The organism is Methylomonas rapida (assembly GCF_024360925.2).
Taxonomy (GTDB): domain Bacteria; phylum Pseudomonadota; class Gammaproteobacteria; order Methylococcales; family Methylomonadaceae; genus Methylomonas; species Methylomonas rapida.
In genome coordinates this window covers 1213156-1230156 of sequence record NZ_CP113517.1, presented here as the reverse complement: position 1 = coordinate 1230156, position 17001 = coordinate 1213156, and the positions used below count along the sequence as shown (strand labels likewise).

At 48.1% G+C, this 17001-nt stretch carries 18 protein-coding genes; 8 read left to right on the top strand and 10 right to left on the bottom strand.

Going from position 1 to position 17001, the window contains the following annotated elements:
* Positions 1 to 50: 50 nt before the first annotated feature.
* The 9 genes from NM686_RS05725 to NM686_RS05685 all read right to left on the bottom strand — a co-directional run bounded on the left by NM686_RS05725 (position 51) and on the right by NM686_RS05685 (position 9906).
* Complete coding sequence (locus NM686_RS05725) at positions 51 to 323, bottom strand: HU family DNA-binding protein (RefSeq protein ID WP_255186922.1); 273 nt, start codon at positions 321 to 323, stop codon at positions 51 to 53.
* Between the two features lie 68 nt (positions 324 to 391).
* The gene (locus NM686_RS05720; RefSeq protein WP_255186921.1) at positions 392 to 3394 is read right to left on the bottom strand and encodes a type I restriction endonuclease subunit R; all 3003 of its coding nucleotides are present in this window, start codon (positions 3392 to 3394) and stop codon (positions 392 to 394) included.
* A 6-nt stretch (positions 3395 to 3400) separates the two neighbouring features.
* Complete coding sequence (locus NM686_RS05715) at positions 3401 to 4156, bottom strand: Fic family protein (protein ID WP_255186920.1); 756 nt, start codon at positions 4154 to 4156, stop codon at positions 3401 to 3403.
* Entirely contained in the window at positions 4153 to 5511 is a 1359-nt protein-coding gene (locus NM686_RS05710) for a restriction endonuclease subunit S (RefSeq protein ID WP_255186919.1), read from the bottom strand. Before NM686_RS05710 ends, NM686_RS05715 begins: the two co-directional genes overlap by 4 nt.
* A complete protein-coding gene (locus NM686_RS05705) occupies positions 5508 to 5912 on the bottom strand; it encodes a type II toxin-antitoxin system VapC family toxin (protein ID WP_255186918.1) in 405 nt (134 codons plus the stop codon). Before NM686_RS05705 ends, NM686_RS05710 begins: the two co-directional genes overlap by 4 nt.
* Complete coding sequence (locus tag NM686_RS05700; RefSeq protein WP_064025893.1) at positions 5909 to 6115, bottom strand: DUF2281 domain-containing protein; 207 nt, start codon at positions 6113 to 6115, stop codon at positions 5909 to 5911. The genes NM686_RS05705 and NM686_RS05700 overlap by 4 nt, the downstream gene beginning before the upstream one ends.
* A gap of 45 nt (positions 6116 to 6160) precedes the next feature.
* Complete coding sequence (locus tag NM686_RS05695) at positions 6161 to 6412, bottom strand: UPF0175 family protein (RefSeq protein ID WP_255186917.1); 252 nt, start codon at positions 6410 to 6412, stop codon at positions 6161 to 6163.
* A 157-nt stretch (positions 6413 to 6569) separates the two neighbouring features.
* Positions 6570 to 8939, bottom strand: a complete 2370-nt coding sequence (locus tag NM686_RS05690) for a type I restriction-modification system subunit M (protein WP_255186916.1) — start codon at positions 8937 to 8939, stop codon at positions 6570 to 6572.
* 61 nt (positions 8940 to 9000) lie between these two features.
* A complete protein-coding gene (locus NM686_RS05685; protein WP_255186915.1) occupies positions 9001 to 9906 on the bottom strand; it encodes a WYL domain-containing transcriptional regulator in 906 nt (301 codons plus the stop codon).
* Positions 9907 to 10022: 116 nt separating this feature from the next.
* On the opposite strand from NM686_RS05685, the gene NM686_RS05680 reads away from it, so the two are divergent.
* From NM686_RS05680 to NM686_RS05650, 7 genes are all read left to right on the top strand, one after another.
* Positions 10023 to 10193, top strand: coding sequence for a hypothetical protein (locus NM686_RS05680; protein ID WP_255186914.1), 171 nt, complete (start codon positions 10023 to 10025; stop codon positions 10191 to 10193).
* Between the two features lie 71 nt (positions 10194 to 10264).
* Positions 10265 to 10561: a hypothetical protein gene (locus NM686_RS05675; RefSeq protein WP_255186913.1), complete on the top strand. Its 297-nt coding sequence runs from the start codon at positions 10265 to 10267 to the stop codon at positions 10559 to 10561.
* 278 nt (positions 10562 to 10839) lie between these two features.
* Entirely contained in the window at positions 10840 to 11337 is a 498-nt protein-coding gene (locus NM686_RS05670; RefSeq protein WP_255186912.1) for a hypothetical protein, read from the top strand.
* 397 nt (positions 11338 to 11734) lie between these two features.
* Entirely contained in the window at positions 11735 to 12733 is a 999-nt protein-coding gene (locus tag NM686_RS05665; RefSeq protein ID WP_255186911.1) for a CBASS cGAMP-activated phospholipase, read from the top strand.
* Positions 12733 to 13875 carry a CBASS cGAMP synthase gene (locus NM686_RS05660; RefSeq protein WP_255186910.1) on the top strand — a complete coding sequence of 381 codons (1143 nt, stop codon included), beginning with the start codon at positions 12733 to 12735 and terminating at the stop codon, positions 13873 to 13875. Before NM686_RS05665 ends, NM686_RS05660 begins: the two co-directional genes overlap by 1 nt.
* Positions 13872 to 15497, top strand: a complete 1626-nt coding sequence (locus NM686_RS05655) for a ThiF family adenylyltransferase (RefSeq protein ID WP_255186909.1) — start codon at positions 13872 to 13874, stop codon at positions 15495 to 15497. The genes NM686_RS05660 and NM686_RS05655 overlap by 4 nt, the downstream gene beginning before the upstream one ends.
* Entirely contained in the window at positions 15485 to 15961 is a 477-nt protein-coding gene (locus NM686_RS05650) for a Mov34/MPN/PAD-1 family protein (protein ID WP_255188574.1), read from the top strand. Before NM686_RS05655 ends, NM686_RS05650 begins: the two co-directional genes overlap by 13 nt.
* A 92-nt stretch (positions 15962 to 16053) precedes the next feature.
* Here NM686_RS05650 and NM686_RS05645 read toward each other — a convergent pair whose 3' ends face one another.
* Complete coding sequence (locus NM686_RS05645; RefSeq protein ID WP_255186908.1) at positions 16054 to 16722, bottom strand: hypothetical protein; 669 nt, start codon at positions 16720 to 16722, stop codon at positions 16054 to 16056.
* A 29-nt stretch (positions 16723 to 16751) separates the two neighbouring features.
* On the opposite strand from NM686_RS05645, the gene NM686_RS05640 reads away from it, so the two are divergent.
* Positions 16752 to 17000: a hypothetical protein gene (locus tag NM686_RS05640; protein WP_255186907.1), complete on the top strand. Its 249-nt coding sequence runs from the start codon at positions 16752 to 16754 to the stop codon at positions 16998 to 17000.
* The last annotated feature ends 1 nt before the right edge of the window (position 17001 follow it).

Sequence of the window (17001 nt, the reverse complement as noted above, 5' to 3'; positions counted from 1 at the left end):
GACTTCATTTTCCGGATTCGAAAACAAGAAAATTCAGTGGAAACTCAAGCTTACTGAACGGCGTCTTTCAAGCCCTTGCCGGCTTTAAACGATGGCAATTTAGCCGCTGCGATGGTAATAGCTTCGCCAGTTTGTGGATTCCGACCAATGCGCTCTGCACGTTCTTTCACTTCGAAGTTGCCAAAGCCCACCAACGCTACGGAATCGCCTGCTTTTAATGCCGCTTGAATGGAATGGGTAATACCATCCAATGCGCGGCCGGCATCGGCTTTGGTCAGGTTGGCATGGCTGGCGATGGCGTCGATGAGTTCGGATTTGTTCATAATTGAGAGTTGATGGTTTTAAAAGTTAATAAATTTAGATCATTCAAATAAATACAGCTATCGGCGCATCACGCCACCATTTGCCGCAAACTCTGCTGCATAGCGGCTTTAAATGCGGGATCGTTGGCAAGCAATTTATAGAGTTCCAATTCATTGCGGCGATTCTTGAGTATCACGTCTTCAAATATCTTTTCAAACGCCAAGATCCGGGTATGAACATCGGGATTGTTTTGATATTTTTCCTGGAAATCAGGATGTGCCTTGATACCGTCGGCGATGTTGATGAACTTGATGCGTTGCTCTTCGGGTGTTGCGCCCCAGCCTTGAAACCAGCGTTCATTAAAGCTGCGGATGATTTCATCCAACGGATCATGTTCTTGATTGCCGCCATGCGCACCACGGAGATTGGGGTTTTGCGGCTCCAGCTCGGTTTCGCTGGCATCCAGGCCAATATGGTGGTTGAGTTTGACCCGCTCCAGACCATAAGACGACAAATCCACCGACTCCAGCAATTCATCAATCTGATCCGCATTGGTGTCTTTCACGATCAACTTGGGGATTAGAAACTTCAGAAACCAGAACAGTTTTTCCCAAACAACAATTTCATACGGGATGATAGACGCCATTTGCCCATAGATTTTGACAAACTGCTTGGCCTTGATCTTGAAGTCGGCTTTAGCCAGTTCATCAAGCGCCAATTCCTGATTGAATCGGTCTGCCGCCGTATCGATCAGAGGGCTTAGCTGCTGGGCATCGGCATTACTAAAATACAGTTCGACAAACTGCTCAACCTCAAACCACTCATACACCGCCACCTCGTCCAGCGCATCTTTTAACTCATGCAATACATTGACATCCGTGGCTTCCGACAAGCGCGTGGCTGTATAGAAAGGATCGAAGGCCGTTTTAATATCGTCTACCGAATTAAAGAAATCCAGGATGAACAAATCTTCGGTTTTCTTACCCCACTTGGGTGCTGCTCGGTTCAATCGCGACAAGGCTTGCACCGCCAGTACGCCTTGCAATTTTTTATCGACATACATCGCACTGAGCTTGGGCTGATCGAATCCGGTCAAGTATTTGTTAGCGACGATCAACAAGCGGTACTCGTCTTGATCGAAATAATCGCGGGTTTCATTTTCGGCAAAACCATTGATTTGCGCTTCGCTGTACTCGATGCCGTCAACTTCTTTAGTGCCGGAAAAGGCGATGGCGACCTTGAACGGATTGCCGCGGTCCTTCAATAGCTGGCTAATGGCCCGGTAATAACGAATGGCCGCTTCGATATTTTGGGTAATCACCATGCCCTTGGCTTTGCCCTTGAGTTTTTTGCTGTTGACCATCTGCGGGATGAAATGGTCGAGCATGATTTCCGCTTTCACGGCAATGGTCTGCTGATGGCGCTCGACATAGGCGCGCAGCTTTTTCTGTGCCTTGGCACTGTCGAACAGCGGATTATCAGTGATGGATTTCTGGATCTCGTAATAGCTTTTATAGGTGGTGTAATTGGCCAACACATCCAGGATAAAGCCTTCCTCGATCGCCTGTTTCATGGAATACAAATGAAACGGTTCAAAGCTGCCATCCGGCTGTTTAACGCCGAACTTTTCCAGCGTGGTGTTTTTCGGCGTCGCGGTAAAGGCTAAATACGAGGCGTTACCGCGCATTTTTCGCGATTGCATGGCTTGCAGAATTTTGTCCTGCACATCCAGCTCTTCCTCAGCTTGCTCGCTTTGGCCCATCGCCCGGTTCATATTGTCGTGCGCGGAACCGCTCTGCGAGCTATGCGCCTCGTCGATAATCACCGCAAAGCGTTTGTCGCTCAGATCGGCGATGCCGTCGATGATCTTTGGGAACTTCTGGATGGTGGTGATGATGATTTTCTTGCCTTGCTCCAAGGCGCTTTTCAAATCCGAAGATTTAAACGCCGGGGCGACGATATTTTTGACTTCGGAAAAATCCTTGATGTTGTCGCGCAACTGCTTATCCAGCAGGCGGCGGTCGGTAACGACGATGACCGAATCGAACAACGGTTTTTCCTGACCCGACGGATACACTTCAATCAATTGATAGGCTGCCCAGGTGATGGAATTGGATTTACCCGATCCCGCCGAGTGTTGGATCAGATAGGTTTGCCCAACACCGTTTTGACTCGCATGTGCCACAAGTTTGCGCACCACATCCAGTTGATGATAACGCGGGAAAAACAAGTTGCGCTTATCCAGCGGTTCTTTACTGCTGCCATCCAGTCGAACAAAATGTTGAATGATATTGGCGACGCTCTCCTTGCTAAAAACGGCTTGCCATAAGTAGGCGCTTTTGTGGCCATTGGGATTGGGCGGATTGCCGGCGCCGTGGTTATGGCCTTTGTTGAACGGCAAAAAAAAGGTGTGCGGCCCGGCCAATTTGGTGGTCATGTAGATTTCATCGGTATCCACTGCCATATGCACCAGGCAGCGGCCGAATTGCAGCAAAGGCTGATTGATGTCGCGGTCTTCGCGATATTGTTTTTGGCCGTGGTAGCGCGCAGTTTGGCCGGTCCAGGGATTTTTCAGTTCCAGCGTGGCAAACGGCAAGCCATTGATAAACAGCACCAGGTCGATTTCCTCCAGAGTATTGCTCAGGGAATAACGCACCTGGCGGGTACTGCTGAAAATGTTGTCGGCGAAGTTCTGCTTCACCTTTTCGGAACTGCTAACCAACGGCGCCGGATACATCAGGTGCAAGGTGGCATCGTCGACACTCAAACCCTTTTTCAGCAAATGCAGCAGGCCGTATTTTTTGATCAGCTTATCGAAGCGTTCCAACACTTTAAGCCGCCAATCGCCGCCGTGCTTTTGCAACTTTTCCAGCTCTTCATGCTGGGTGTGCTCCAGAAAGGCCCAAAAGCGTTTGCTGTCGATGGCGTAACGGGCGTTGAAATCCTGTGGCAAGCCGAGTTGGTAGCCGTGGTTGGGGCTGAACGGCAGATCGCCCACTTCGGCAACACCCTTTTGGGCTTCCAGACAGGTGCCGGTCAGCTGTTTTTCGATGGCAATTTCCAGTTCTTTCTCGGTGGTTTTGCTGACCATCCCTGATTACTCCTTTTGTTGAACTAGCGCTAATCGGCGCTGCAAAGCTTCGATGACTTTCTCGGTAATCAAACCATGAAAAGGCTGTTTATCCTGCCCCAAGTTACATTGCTCCAAGGCATCGTAATAAGCCAGCCGGGATTCAGTATCTCCGTGAATAATGGCTATGGGGTAGCCGTGTTGCAGCAAAATCAGATTCATCACCAAGCGGGCGGTGCGGCCATTGCCATCCACAAACGGGTGAATGGTCACCAGCCGTTCATGCAGCTCGGCGGCCAGTACAATCGGATGCAGGCTTTGCCGGTTTTGCGCATAGAACTCAAAATACCCGACCATCTGCTCTTCCAATAACCAGGGTTGTGGCGGGGTATGCCTGCTACCGCTGATCATCACCGGAATATCCCGAAGCCGCCCGGCATACTGTTTGTCGATTCCGCGCAAGACCAAGGCATGCAAGGTCAACAAGTCGTGTCGATTAAACTGGGCATCGTGGCTGGCCATCTCGCGGATCAGCTCCACTGCATCATAATGGTTGATTGCCTCCAAATGCTCGACCAGCGGCTTGCCGCCGATGGTCAGTCCTTTGTTGATTACCAGATCGGTTTCGCGCAAGGTCAGCGTGTTGCCTTCGATGCGGTTGCTGTCGTAGGTGTATTCGATGTCGGTAGCCTTGTCCACGCTGCGGCTATCCCAATCGCGGTATTGCTGCAATTGGCTCAGCAAAGCATCGGCTTGTGCGAGCAAGGTGGCTAAAGCGCTCATGCGGCAACCTCAGGAACGCGGATTTTGCCGGTGACGGCGCTATTAATCAGCGTGGCTTTGTATTCCTTGAGTTTGTCGATTTGCTGTTGCTGGATAGAAATGGCCTGATCGATTTTGGCGGATTGGGTTTCGATGTAAGTAACAATTAAAGATTGATCGTCTTTTGAAGGGATTCCTAATGGAAGCAGACCTAGTTTCTCTGTAGGTAAAGTTTTTGTACCATGCCCAGACTCTTCGAGTAATGTTGATAATACTCCATTGATACCATCTAATAGATAAAGTAAATATTCAGGCAAGCAATCAGGAGATGGAATAAGTCCTTTCATGTCCTGATTGATTGTTAAAAGCGATTTAGACAAGGCTACCGGAACCTTTTTCGCCAGAATCATTCCTCTAACAACTATTAAAATGGTTCCAACGTCTAGCAGCCTTATATTGGTATTTTTGACAGCTGTATCTGTAATATAATCTATTGAAGAATCAATATTTAGGCGTTTCATATCTTTCGGAGAGACCCATGGAATAATCCCGTTCCAATATTCCGCTTTGTCTTTGCTTGGAGTGCCGCCGCTCACAAACCTTACAATATATTTAAGTTTTTTGAGATTCCAATGCGCTGGAATCTCGCCGATCCATTGCACACCAGAGTCGCGCATTGGTACATTGGGGTCAAGGCCACGGGTGACGGCGTTTTGAATCAGGATTTGTTTGCGCTCTTTCAACAGAGCGATTTGTTGTTCCTTGATCGCCACGGCTTGTTCGATTTGCGCTGTTTTACGATCCAGAAAGGCAGCGATGGCGGTTTGTTCCGGGAGAGGTGGCAATGCCAACCAATTATTTTTTATTGCTCCATGTGAAATACCAAATCGAGTTACACCATTCGCCTTCACACTAAACTGGATTCTATTGTAATGCGCTAATAACGCCCAAAATACGAATTTCCCTTCAGTATTATATTTACTCCTAATTATCGCTAGATGATAGCCACACAGTAAGTTTTTCTCTTGATATTTAACTAACGCTGGCACACCAATATCTAACCAATCTTCAGAGTCCTTAGTGATAAGCACATCATCAATTTTGATACTAAATCGCTCGATTTCTTCTTGATTAGCTGTGACCTCCATGAACTCGATTGAATCGGTGATGAAGTTATTTTTATAAACATCAACATAGTTTGCGAGCTTCACCGGCAATTCGAGTTTTTTGCTGTGTTTGTCAACATTACTAACTCGTAATTCAGAATTAAACTTTAGTTTTTGAGATTTCCAATGCGCAGGAATCTCCCCCAACCATTCCACGCCGGAATCCTTATAAGCTTCGTAACCAGGCATTGCCGCCAGTTGCTCAATCATTGTTTGCCAACCGCCTGCCACAGCACGTCAATCCCGTAGCGATCGAAAGCGCTGTCGGCGCTGACCAATTGCAAGTTTTCGACTTGGGCTTGCGCCAATATCATGCGATCAAACGGATCGTTGTGATGAAATGGCAGTGATTGCAACTGGTAGATATGGGCAGGTTCTATATTGAGAATTTGCAGGCCGTTGTTCAGGCATTGCAACTCAACGAGTTCGCTCAGCGGTAATTCCAGCTCAAGTTTGCCCAGTTGATGTTTGATTTGCATTTCCCACAGGCTCGCCATACTCAAAAAAACGTCGGTATCCATGTCCTGGTAGTACGCTAAAACCTGTTCGGGAATCTTGCCCGGCGCGGTTCTAAGCCACAGGAATACATGGGTATCCAGCAGCAGCTTCATGAGTGACCCAGCCAAAAATCATCGCCCAAGGGTTCGTCAAAATCGTCGGCAATTCGGATTTTTTCACGATATTCGCCTACGGTTCTTTTGTTCGCCTGTTGCTTTAATTGTTGTTTCTTCAGGAAAGCTACGAAGTCAAACACCTGCTTCTGGAGTTCGGGCGGTAATACTTCAATTTCATGTGCTAATTGCAAGCTATTCATGGCGTATTTCTCCTTTCAAACTCTGCTTAAAATTGACAACCCAAATCATACCGATTGCATCCCGGCAACTTCATCCAGTAATTCCTGCTGACTGATGTCGATGACCGGCACCTGGTTTTGCTTACAGGCTGCCATGAAGTCGTAAATATCCAGATGAGCCAGCTCCGCAGCCTTGGTGATAGTGACCTTGGCGTTTTTGAATAGCCATAATGAATAGCTCAAACGCATGTCTTTCTCGATGTCGGCAACGGATTGAAAGTTGACGAAATCATTGGGGAGGTCGATGGCGATTTGCATAGTGTTTTCCTCTAGTGGATTAGCCCGTTGCTTGCATTTTCGATGCGGGTTGGCTCATTGTAAAGCGACCCGCTTGATTCGAGAGACGCTGTCTCCCAAATTGCAGATAACCAATATTCAATCGTTCAAAGTATCCATCGTTCAGCATCATCGTCGCCTATAGCAGATTTACATCAACGCCTAAAATATCGGCAATCAGGCCTTCGGCCTGCTTTTCCAGGGCAATGATGTCTTTAGCCACGTCATTCATGCTGCGCAGCGGTTTATGCCGGTAGAAATATTTGTTAAAGCTGATTTCGTAACCGATTTTGACCGAATCCAGATTGATCCAAGCTTCTGCGACATGCGGTTTCACTTCGACTCGGAAGTAGCGGTGAATCTGGTCGTTCAATGGCACCGATTCGCTGTCGCGCAAATCGGCGTTGGCTTCGTAGCTGAGGTATTCGCCTTTTTTACCTGTGGAGTAAACGCCAAAATCGGGTAGCTCATCTTCGCTGCAATCCAGGCGTTGCAAGACTTTTTCGAGCATATCGCCGTTGAGTTTGAAGGTTTGCGCGATGACTTTTTCGGCGGCTTCGTCGTACCAACTGACGGCATTGAGGATGGCGTTTTTGTCGCTGGCGGTCAGTTTGATGGCTTGCGCCTTGAGTATGGCGTCGACGGAAACCTTGAATTGGTTAAAATCGCTAGATTCGTCGGTACCGATCGCCGCCATCAAGGTTTGCGCTGTTTGCATCAGGTTTTGTTGTTTCAGCCAGGTATCCAGGCTGAGCAATTTGCTGCGATTTTTGGCATTGAGGCCCAGTTCATTGTCTTCGCACCAGGCCAGAATGGCTTTTTCGTGTAGCTCCAAACAGCCGGGTTGATAGACTGCATCGCCCCATTGCTGGTAAATCCACTGCATCGGCTGATTCAGCGCTTTGTCAAAACGTAAGGTTTCAATCCGTTCCTGGCTGAATTGGGCCTTGCGGCGGTCTGGCCGCTCGATATTGACCTTGTAGTAGCCAAAATCGCTGTTGTCGAATACCTGGGCGGCAATGCCAGGATCATCGGTTTGGCGTTCCTGGGTTGCCAATGCCAGATAGGTGTCGACGATTTCCCGGATATGTTCGGGGGCGAATTCGCAGTTTTTGTTGCCGAGATTTTTGCGCAGCTTGCGGTAAAGCTGGCTGGCATCGATCAACTGTACCTTGCCTTTGCGTTCGGGTGCCTTGTGATTGGACAGCAGCCAAATATAAGTGGTGATGCCGGTGTTATAGAACAGGTTGTTGGGCAACTGAATAATGGCTTCCAACAAGTCGTTTTCGATGATGTGGCGGCGAATATTGCTTTCGCCGCTGCCGGCATCGCCGGTGAACAGGCTGGAACCGTTATGCACGGAAGCGATGCGCGAACCATGCGGGCTGCTGTCCAGCGGTTTCATTTTACTGACCATTTCCATCAAAAACAGCAATTGGCCATCGCTGGAACGCGGTGTGGCATCCAACGTTTCCGGGTTGCCCCAGTAGTCGTTGAGTATCACCCGAAACCGGGTATCGATCACGTCGCCGCCGTCTTTGATGTATTTCTGCTCGCTGGCCCAGCTTTTGCCATAAGGCGGATTGGAGAGCATGAAATCAAAGCGGGTGCCGGCGAATTCATCCGTGGACAGCGTGGAGCCGACGCGAATGTTGGCGGGGTTGTTGCCCTTGATCATCATGTCGGATTTGCAGATGGCGTAGGTTTCGTCGTTGATTTCCTTGCCGTACAAATAGACATCGCCCGTCGCGCGAATCGCGCCCTCCTCGTCCTTGATGAAGTTTTGCGACTCGGTGAGCATGCCGCCGGAACCGCAAGCCGGGTCGTAGATGGTCATGACCGGCGGCAGTTGATCTTTAACGGGATCGAAGATCAAATGCGTCATCAACTCGATCACTTCGCGGGGCGTGAAATGCTCGCCGGCCTCTTCGTTATTTTCTTCGTTGAATTTTCGGATCAGCTCTTCAAAGACATAACCCATGCCCAAATTACTGAGGACGGGTAGCCGGTTGCCGTCCGGATCTTCCTTTTCATACGGTGTGAGGTTGATGTAAGGCGAGGTAAACTTTTCCAGGACGCCGAGCAAAACATCCTTGCCGGCCATATGGCGCACTTGGGTTTTGAGATTGAACTTGTCGATGATTTCCTTGACGTTGGCACTGTAGCCGTTCAAGTAGTCTTCGACATTCGCCAGCAGGATTTGCTGATTGTTGGTGGCGGTCTTTAATAATTGGGTGAGCGTCCATTTGCTGGTGTTGTAAAACACATAGCCGGAGGCTTCTTTCAGGCCGTTATCGTCCAGTTCGGTCAGGCCCATATCGTTTTTCTGAAAAGCGAGTTCCTCCATCACCTTGTCTTTGCTAGGCTCTAACAACGCATCCAGGCGGCGCAACACCACCATCGGCAGGATGACATCGCGGTATTTGCCACGGACGTAAACATCGCGCAAACAATCGTCGGCGATCGACCAGATAAAGGAAACGAGTTTATTGTGTGCTGCGTGATTCATGCGCTGGTTTTACTTGTCCAATTCGTAAAAAACGTGTCCCTATTTGATTGCATTTGGGCTTTCAAACCTCGGGAAATTCATAGCCAGGGGCAAACTTGGCACTGGAAACACCGTAGAGTGCTAGGTGATTTCTTAACCATAACCGATATTCGTTGCCTTGTAGGCTGTGCCCGGACGAGCAATCGACTATCCATTGCCGTAATACGTAGCCGGCAACGGCTGCTCGCATCTTTAAATGCAATACACCGTCGGTCATCCCATAATCGTTTTCGATAATCTCTGGGTGTTCTTGATTGGGATGTGGCACCAGATCCAATTCCACGATCCTGTTCCATTGGATGTCGGCACTGGGCTGTTCGTGAGGCAAAACCTGTCCGTCTTCGATAAGCTGGCTTCTGGGTATCCGAGTAATAACGAAATCCAGAAAATCGGGTCTTTTACGATCATAGGCGCGGACATGCCAACGTAAACCATCATTGACCAAAGCGAACGGCGCGATTTCGCGCGTCGAAAATCCACTGCTATGCGAGGTGTAGTCGATGCTGACGATTTTTTGTTGATGTATTGCCCGAGTAATCGGTGCCAGTATAGCGATGGAGGGCTGGTTAAGTATTTTTGGTAATTCGCACGTCAGCAATGGCTCACTACTGCCCCCGATGCCATCGCCGAATCCGCGTGACAACGCCGTCAATACGCGTTCTGCGGAGTGCTGGAATGCCGGCGAGAACGCAGGCCCGATCACATAGGTTTTTGACTTGTTATCAAACCCTATGTTGCTCGGAAACAGCTCGCGGTACAGCGCAAAATCCCGTGTGGCAACAGCAGGCGCTACGCCGAACCGTTGCATTAAGTCTTGGCGCCCGATGTCTCCGAGAAAATATAAACGAAATTCTATAAAGAGGAGTCGTTCACGCTGGGCGTGGCTCAGCGCGTCGAGGGCAGATGCTGGTTGTGTTTCGCTATTCATGAAGGTGCATTCTAAAGACTTCAGCGGATAAATCAACTTTTTGAATAATTGACATCATCTTTTTGATGATGTATCATTTCCATGTAGATCATTTTTTATAACCTATAGGAGGTGATATGGCTACAAATCCACCCGCAGGCGATGGTCATCGCAATGGTGCCGTCCGTGAACGCTCGCAAACCCAAACGCCTTCAGGACATTGGGTCAAACGAGATACGAACACTGGCCGATTCATGGATGTTAAATCCGACGGCAAGCCGTTCAAGGGCGTAAGGAAAGAGAAGTAACTAACCAGCGGTTTTTGACAGTTGAAATGATTCGATAAAGCCGCATTTATAACTTAATAATTGGAGGCCCCATGGGTCGCAGAAAAAGAAAATCTATGTCGGAAGACGTATTTGATGTTTTGTCGTTTTTAACCGATATGTTTTGGCAGATTGGTGCGGTTGTCGGCGCTGTTTTGATGTTTGTGTCGTTTTGGACAGCGGACTGGGCCGTTGACCAATATATAAGAGCATCAACTTCGCCATATCTAGGGCAATCCGTTCACATCTTTGGCTGGATATATTTTCTGCTGCCGCTAATGATCGCTGCTTTCGCAATTTTTTTTGGCGTGAAATCATATCAGTCGTTCTGTAGGGAACATCGTTTTTGAAGTAGATGCAGATTTTCCTTATGTCTCGAAATCTGAATGAGTCTTCTTAGACCAACTTTGTGTCCGTGTAAAATTACAATCTCAATTTGGCAATTAATAAAAGAAGCTTCAACTAGATCGGAAAATGACAGGCAAAAACAACCCAAAGGTGAGTTCCATTCGGAGTTATAGATTGTCCACTTAATAGTGAAAAGTAAAACAGTTGATTATAAGTAATCGCCTGTTTACCGAAAAACCATAAAACAAAATTTAATTACTTTTTGTGTTTTAAAGCTACCATGCTGGAGCAATTTGAAAGAGCCAAAAGATATCTTATAAAGATCGAGAACCTCTATGCTGGTATATTTTCTTCATCAGGTCACGACAAGGAGGCCTACGATGATGATGATGTAGTATCATTTTTCATCCATTGTTACCACATCAGAGACTGGATTATTCATCTCAACAAATCAGGTATAACGAAACAACAGGTTGATTTATATATAAATCAATACCAAGCATTAAAGATATGTTCGGATTTGGCAAACGGTTCTAAACATTATAAGTTGACTCGATCTTTGCGTACTAATTGCCAACCATATATTTCAGGAACCGGGGTATCATCAATCTGGTATACAGGCAACGGTGGAGGAGAAGTCATGCGCTGCACTTACACAATTTCAAGTAACGCAGAGTTCTTTGATGCACTGGAATTGGCGAAAGAATGTATTCAACTATGGGAATCATTCATAAATGAACTAACGATCATGAAGGACCAGCATTGCCCCGGCAATTGACAGCATGGTTGGCGTCGACGAAGCATCCCGGCGAAGACTTTAGTAAAGCCCCATAACAAGCTGATCAACGAAAACACTTCGTGTTGACACATTTGAGTCTTGAAAAGCCGCTCAAAAATTAAAGTATGTTTAACACTTGAAATTTATGCATGCCAACATCATATAAAGCCGAATTCTCTTTCGAAGAAAAATAAACAACTAAACGTAAATATATATTAAACACACAACTGATAATAAAATATAAGATAATTTTCAGCAATGTCAGCTCATGGAGTCGCTTATCAAAATAATTGACTGGCTACCCTGTTCTGTTTAATCAATTAATCCTTTGTAAGGAGTATCGCATGACAGTAATGAACCAAGAAAGCTTGGTATTAAAAGAAGAAGGTGGCGAGATATGACTGATACTCCAACTTTTCATGTCCTAGCGCTTTCTGGCGGCGGTTACCGGGGACTCTACACAGCCACGGTTCTTAGCCAGTTGGAAAATGCGCTAGGTCGACCAATTGCTGACCACTTTGATCTTATCTGCGGCACTTCCGCTGGCGGCCTCCTTGCATTAGGACTTGCGGCTGAAGTGCCTGCAATTGAGCTCAAAGCGCTGTTCGAGAATAATGGTACCCGAATCTTCGGTTGCCACTCGTGGGCTAGGCGTATCCTCGGTTTCTGGCTCAGAGCCAAACATGACTCAACAGGTCTTAAGAGCGTTTTGACAGAGCAATTTGGCGACATGACGATCGGTGATTTAAAGCATCGAGTTCTTATCCCAGCCGTGAATTATTCCACTGGTCGAGGCCAGTTCTTCAAGACACCACACCATGAAACCTTTGAAACTGACTATGAAATGAAGTTGGTAGATGTGGCTCTTGCTACAGCTGCTGCACCGGTCTATTTCCCTCTATTTAGGCACGAAAGAGGTGTGTTCGCCGATGGAGGCTTGGTTGGAAATGCCCCCGGCCTCTTCGGATTACACGAGGTCAACACATTTCTTGCGCCTAATCAGAATGCACGCGTCCGCGTCTTATCAATCGGCACAATGACCATCGGAGCCACTATACGGGGTTCTGCGAACCTTGATCGCGGCTTTGGTTTGTGGCGTGGCGGATTATTCGATCTGGTCATCTCTGCTCAAGAGTCCTCGGTAGATTACATGCTCCGGCAATCACTTGGAGGCCATTACTATCAAATCGATGATAAAGCAACACCTGACCAAAGCCGCGACGTAAAAACATTGGACCGAGTCACTAACGGTTCAACCAACACCCTCAGAGATCGTGGCATGCACGCTGCTCAACGCGCACTAGGCGACCAACTGTTTGCCCCCTTCCGAGCGCATTTGGCCAGCGCTCCAACTTTCTTTCATGGCCCGAACAAAAATGTTATTAAGGAGTCTTGATGCAAAACCTGAGTTCCCTATTCTTTACCAGTGATGATGCTGAATGTTGTTTTCATGATGAACTGAATTTACCCAATGATGTTCGTGCCTATATCGCTCAGGCCAAGACTGAAGTCCGTCGCTGTCTTCGTACTGGTATCCCGCGTGTTCTTAAGGAGAAAGGTTACACCGAGGATGTTCCGGAGCCTCGATTTTTCACGCAAGGCTCATGGGCCTATAAGACTTTGAATGCGCCCGCCAAGGAGTGTCAACAGGCCGACATTGATGATGGTTGTTACCTGCCGCTGGGGTTTGTTTCTCAAACAACTCGGCCGAGCGTGGCAGCGACAATCTTTTTTACGGCAGCAGAGGCCGCGTTGGCCCCTCTAGTCAAAGAAAGGAAGTGGAGCCTCATAACGGATAAACCTACTTGTGTGCGTATCGAAATTTCGGCTTCTGCGCACATTGACATCCCTCTATACGCTATTCCTGATCATGAGTTCAGAAGCTTAGCTGTGGCCGCCCTTGAGAGTTACGGTTATTTCACTTTTGACGAGGCGATGCTTAAGGCTGAGCGTGACGCATGGACAGCACTCCCTCAAAATAGCGTGCTACTTGCTCATCGAGAACGTAACTGGCTGGAGTCAGACCCGCGCCCTATAAAGGAATGGTTTCTTACGGAGGTGGACGCCAAGGGAGAACAGTTACGGAGGGTAGTTCGCTACTTGAAAGCATTTCGCGACTGGCGTTGGTCAAGCGGCGGGCCAGCATCTATTCTTCTTATGGCTGCAGCGGCACCACTTTTCGAAAAGCGTGATAGGCGTGATGATCTGGCTTTGTTGGATGTCGTTGCGGCTCTACCCGAAAAGCTACGTAGTGGTGTTAACAACCCGGTGGAACAGTCTGAGTCTTTAACAAATCGACTGGGGAAAGAAGGGGTGGAAGATGCAGCTCAGGCTTTCGAGGAATTTGAGAAAGCGCTACGTGGAGCTATCGATGCAGGGAGCGCGACTCATGCATGCAGATGGCTGATTAATCAGCTTGGCCCAAGGTTTCCCGATAGACCGGATCGTATCAAGACTGCATCGGTGACAGCGACTATTTTGTCGGCACCAGCAGTAGCCGGCCCAAGCGAACTTGTCGGGAGGACCAAGGCCGGGTGAGCACATCAGGTAAGATTGAGGGTGTTGTCGATGCTCTTCGAGCTCGTGATTTCAAGTTTGTTGGCCGCACCTTTGATGGGCAACTTCGATTCTTGGGGCAGTTACGTTGCTCAGAATCAGCCCACGATTGCGAACTTCAGGTTGACCCGCAGTTCATTGACATTCCGAGTATTCAACTTTTAGATCTGCCAGCTTCATTAGGCCCTATAACTCCGCATATCAATAGCAACGGGCAGCTATGTTACATTGCGAAGGGTACTATCGTACTTGATATTTTCGATCCAGTAGGCCAGACCCTTGCTTGTATTCAGCGTGCTGAAGAAGTTTTTGATTCCATTCTCAAGGGCGATATGGTTGCTGACCTTGAAGAAGAGTTCTACGCCTATTGGGACGGCATTCCATGTTTGGTAGATGTTCAGGATCAGCAGCTTGGTCGCCAGGAAACCTTGACCGTCAAATCAGATGGTCGATTAATTGTCATCGTTACCGATGATACTTTGCGGACAGCTGCCAAACTCAAATCACTTAATTTGGATATCGTTGACAAAAAATTATTGACGTACAGAGTTCGAACTTGCGCGAAACCTCGCCCCAATTTGAAAGCTGATTGGCCGCCTAAGAAAATATCTGATCTTTTAGCATGGCAACGACAACTAGATCAAAGGTGCCGTAAAAAGATTGAAGAGCGCTTGCAGCAAGGCCTTAGGACCAAAGCGAAAGGCGTGCTCATTCTCATTGAGTCTCCGCTGCTTACCTACGGTTTTGTAGTGCTTTTCAATCGCGAGAAAACCAAGAAAGGGAAATATGTTGTTAAACCAGCTAATATGCATAATTCTGATGTGATTCCCGCGTCCGTGATGCACATTGATGACCATTACATGGCTCAGAGGAATATTCCAGGAATGCAAACACTCGCTGGCAAACATATTGTGTTGATAGGGTGTGGAACTATCGGCGGTTTTCTAGCAGAGATGCTTGTCAAAGCTGGTGCTGGCACGTCCGGTGGAAAGCTTACACTTGTCGATTTCGAAACACTATCACCCCAGAATATCGGCCGACACCGATTAGGTTTTCCCAGTCTTTTTGTGAATAAAGCAGTGAGTCTTGCTGGAGAACTTCGCCGTGGTGCGCCTGGGGCGACAATTAGAGAACTGCCTGTAGATGTCAGAATGGCACAACTTGGGAAATTCGATTTGATAATAGACGCAACTGGGGAAGAATCCATCGGGCACTGGCTGTGTAAACAGTATCTAGCGAAGGCAGCAATGCTCACTGTCTGGATTGAGGGACCTGGTACTGCGGTTAGGGCTTTGATTCATACACGGGCGGATGGAGCTTGCTACCGTTGTCTGTTTGAAGCTAATCGCAAAGGGTTACTGCCTTCTATCTCTGGAGAGCTTCCGTTGCTATTGGCGGGCCAAGGTTGCGAGGACTTATATGTCCCTTTTCCAGCATCGGTGTCTGTTCAAGCTGCAAGCCTAGCCTCGGAGATGGTGCTGGCCTGGATAAACGGTGTTGTTTCGCCAACATTGAGAACAAAGCTTATAGATACTCAATTCAAATTGGGTACGTCTGATTGCGACCCTCCCAAAATGGATTCTTGTCCGATATGCTCTTCTTGAGGTATTGGGCAACACCGGATCGGCGTGTCCTTGTGTCGTTGAATGAATCCGTTTTGGAAGATTTTCAAAGCCATATTCAGAATTTGCCTTCAGATCATGAGGCAGGCGGACTCTTGCTCGGTACCGTACATGGAGCTCACATGATTATCACCGAAGTCACCGTGCCCACGCTCAAAGATAAGCAATGTCGTTATTTTTTTGAACGTATGCCTTTTGGTCATAGAGCCATTGCTGAGGCTAGGTGGCGCGCTAGTGCTGGGATTATTCGATACCTAGGGGAATGGCACACGCATCCACAGGATCATCCGACACCATCAGGACTGGATCGAACAGAATGGGCGCTACTAGCTGGCAAGCGTGCTGATGGGCGCCCAATGCTTGCCATCATTGTTGGCAGACAAGGCTTGCATGTCGAGATTGTGTCCCCAAATGAAAGTGGACTAATTATGGAGCCAATATTTTAAGGTCAACTAAAATGGGTAATACGTATCACCATTTGAATTAAGCCAAAACATTAGGTAAACACGAATCTGAAAAGATTCCTACGGATTAGCGGTCATCTCGTACCGGCCTTATCCGAGTCGGTCTCATCAACCACCGAATCCTCATCCTCGGAAAGCTTCGCTGGCTCATCCAACAGTCCTGACTCCTGCCGGGCCAGGCGTACTTCCTCCCCATGCCCTTGAGCATACGCGGCCTGGTGCGCATGTCTTTCCATCGTCACAATTTTATTGGCTAGTCGCTGCAATCGCTGCTGCCACTCCAGGCGCGCGGCAATGCAGTGTTTGTTGGAGATGACCTGGCACAGCCACAAGGTGTCCATCACGATCATCAACTGATCCAGCAAACGAATCAACTCGACGAATTGTGCAATCTGCGGTGAGGCGATCTTCGCCACAAACTCCCTGGGGTGAGTGTAGGTCGGCGTTTCATTGATGCCGTTGTCAGCCTTGAGTTTTTCCAGCCGACTTTTTTCCTGCTGCAGCTGCTCCGCGCATTCGGCAATCATCTGACTGACGAGGCTTTCGATTTCGTCAACGGTGTCCTCCCGACCAATGATGCGCAGGATTACGTCGATCGCATATAGGGACACCATCAACCGCTGATAGCTGTTCCGGATGACGCGTATGGCTTGTTCGCTGTTGATGCTAAACGTGCGCTCAAATATCGGCCGACTTATGGCGCGACGCGAGGCTGGTTTGGGTTGTGGAGCTATTTCGGACATGAGCATTTCCTGATGTGGACGAATGGTTCATGATCGTAAGCCAGATTCTTTTTAGCCTTTTCGCAGACGATGGCGAATTCGGCATCAGCTGCAAGATCACTTCAAAAAATCTCTGCTTCAATACCCGCCAACGGAACCGGTTGTCCTTCACCCTTCCGCTTCTTCCCAGACTTTCTCGGCTGATCTTTCATAATCACCTTGATCCGACTTCAGTCGGCGTTCCGTTTTTAAGCGGCGACGGTGGTTTTCCATCGGCGTGTCAGGTGCGTCAAGCCTGAT

Coding starts and splice junctions, on each gene's coding strand:
- NM686_RS05725 (WP_255186922.1), bottom strand. CDS start 323: ATGAACAAATCCGAACTCATCGACGCCATCGCCAGCCATGCCAACCTG.
- NM686_RS05720 (WP_255186921.1), bottom strand. CDS start 3,394: ATGGTCAGCAAAACCACCGAGAAAGAACTGGAAATTGCCATCGAAAAA.
- NM686_RS05715 (WP_255186920.1), bottom strand. CDS start 4,156: ATGAGCGCTTTAGCCACCTTGCTCGCACAAGCCGATGCTTTGCTGAGC.
- NM686_RS05710 (WP_255186919.1), bottom strand. CDS start 5,511: ATGATTGAGCAACTGGCGGCAATGCCTGGTTACGAAGCTTATAAGGAT.
- NM686_RS05705 (WP_255186918.1), bottom strand. CDS start 5,912: ATGAAGCTGCTGCTGGATACCCATGTATTCCTGTGGCTTAGAACCGCG.
- NM686_RS05700 (WP_064025893.1), bottom strand. CDS start 6,115: ATGAATAGCTTGCAATTAGCACATGAAATTGAAGTATTACCGCCCGAA.
- NM686_RS05695 (WP_255186917.1), bottom strand. CDS start 6,412: ATGCAAATCGCCATCGACCTCCCCAATGATTTCGTCAACTTTCAATCC.
- NM686_RS05690 (WP_255186916.1), bottom strand. CDS start 8,939: ATGAATCACGCAGCACACAATAAACTCGTTTCCTTTATCTGGTCGATC.
- NM686_RS05685 (WP_255186915.1), bottom strand. CDS start 9,906: ATGAATAGCGAAACACAACCAGCATCTGCCCTCGACGCGCTGAGCCAC.
- NM686_RS05680 (WP_255186914.1), top strand. CDS start 10,023: ATGGCTACAAATCCACCCGCAGGCGATGGTCATCGCAATGGTGCCGTC.
- NM686_RS05675 (WP_255186913.1), top strand. CDS start 10,265: ATGGGTCGCAGAAAAAGAAAATCTATGTCGGAAGACGTATTTGATGTT.
- NM686_RS05670 (WP_255186912.1), top strand. CDS start 10,840: ATGCTGGAGCAATTTGAAAGAGCCAAAAGATATCTTATAAAGATCGAG.
- NM686_RS05665 (WP_255186911.1), top strand. CDS start 11,735: ATGACTGATACTCCAACTTTTCATGTCCTAGCGCTTTCTGGCGGCGGT.
- NM686_RS05660 (WP_255186910.1), top strand. CDS start 12,733: ATGCAAAACCTGAGTTCCCTATTCTTTACCAGTGATGATGCTGAATGT.
- NM686_RS05650 (WP_255188574.1), top strand. CDS start 15,485: ATGCTCTTCTTGAGGTATTGGGCAACACCGGATCGGCGTGTCCTTGTG.
- NM686_RS05645 (WP_255186908.1), bottom strand. CDS start 16,722: ATGTCCGAAATAGCTCCACAACCCAAACCAGCCTCGCGTCGCGCCATA.
- NM686_RS05640 (WP_255186907.1), top strand. CDS start 16,752: ATGATCGTAAGCCAGATTCTTTTTAGCCTTTTCGCAGACGATGGCGAA.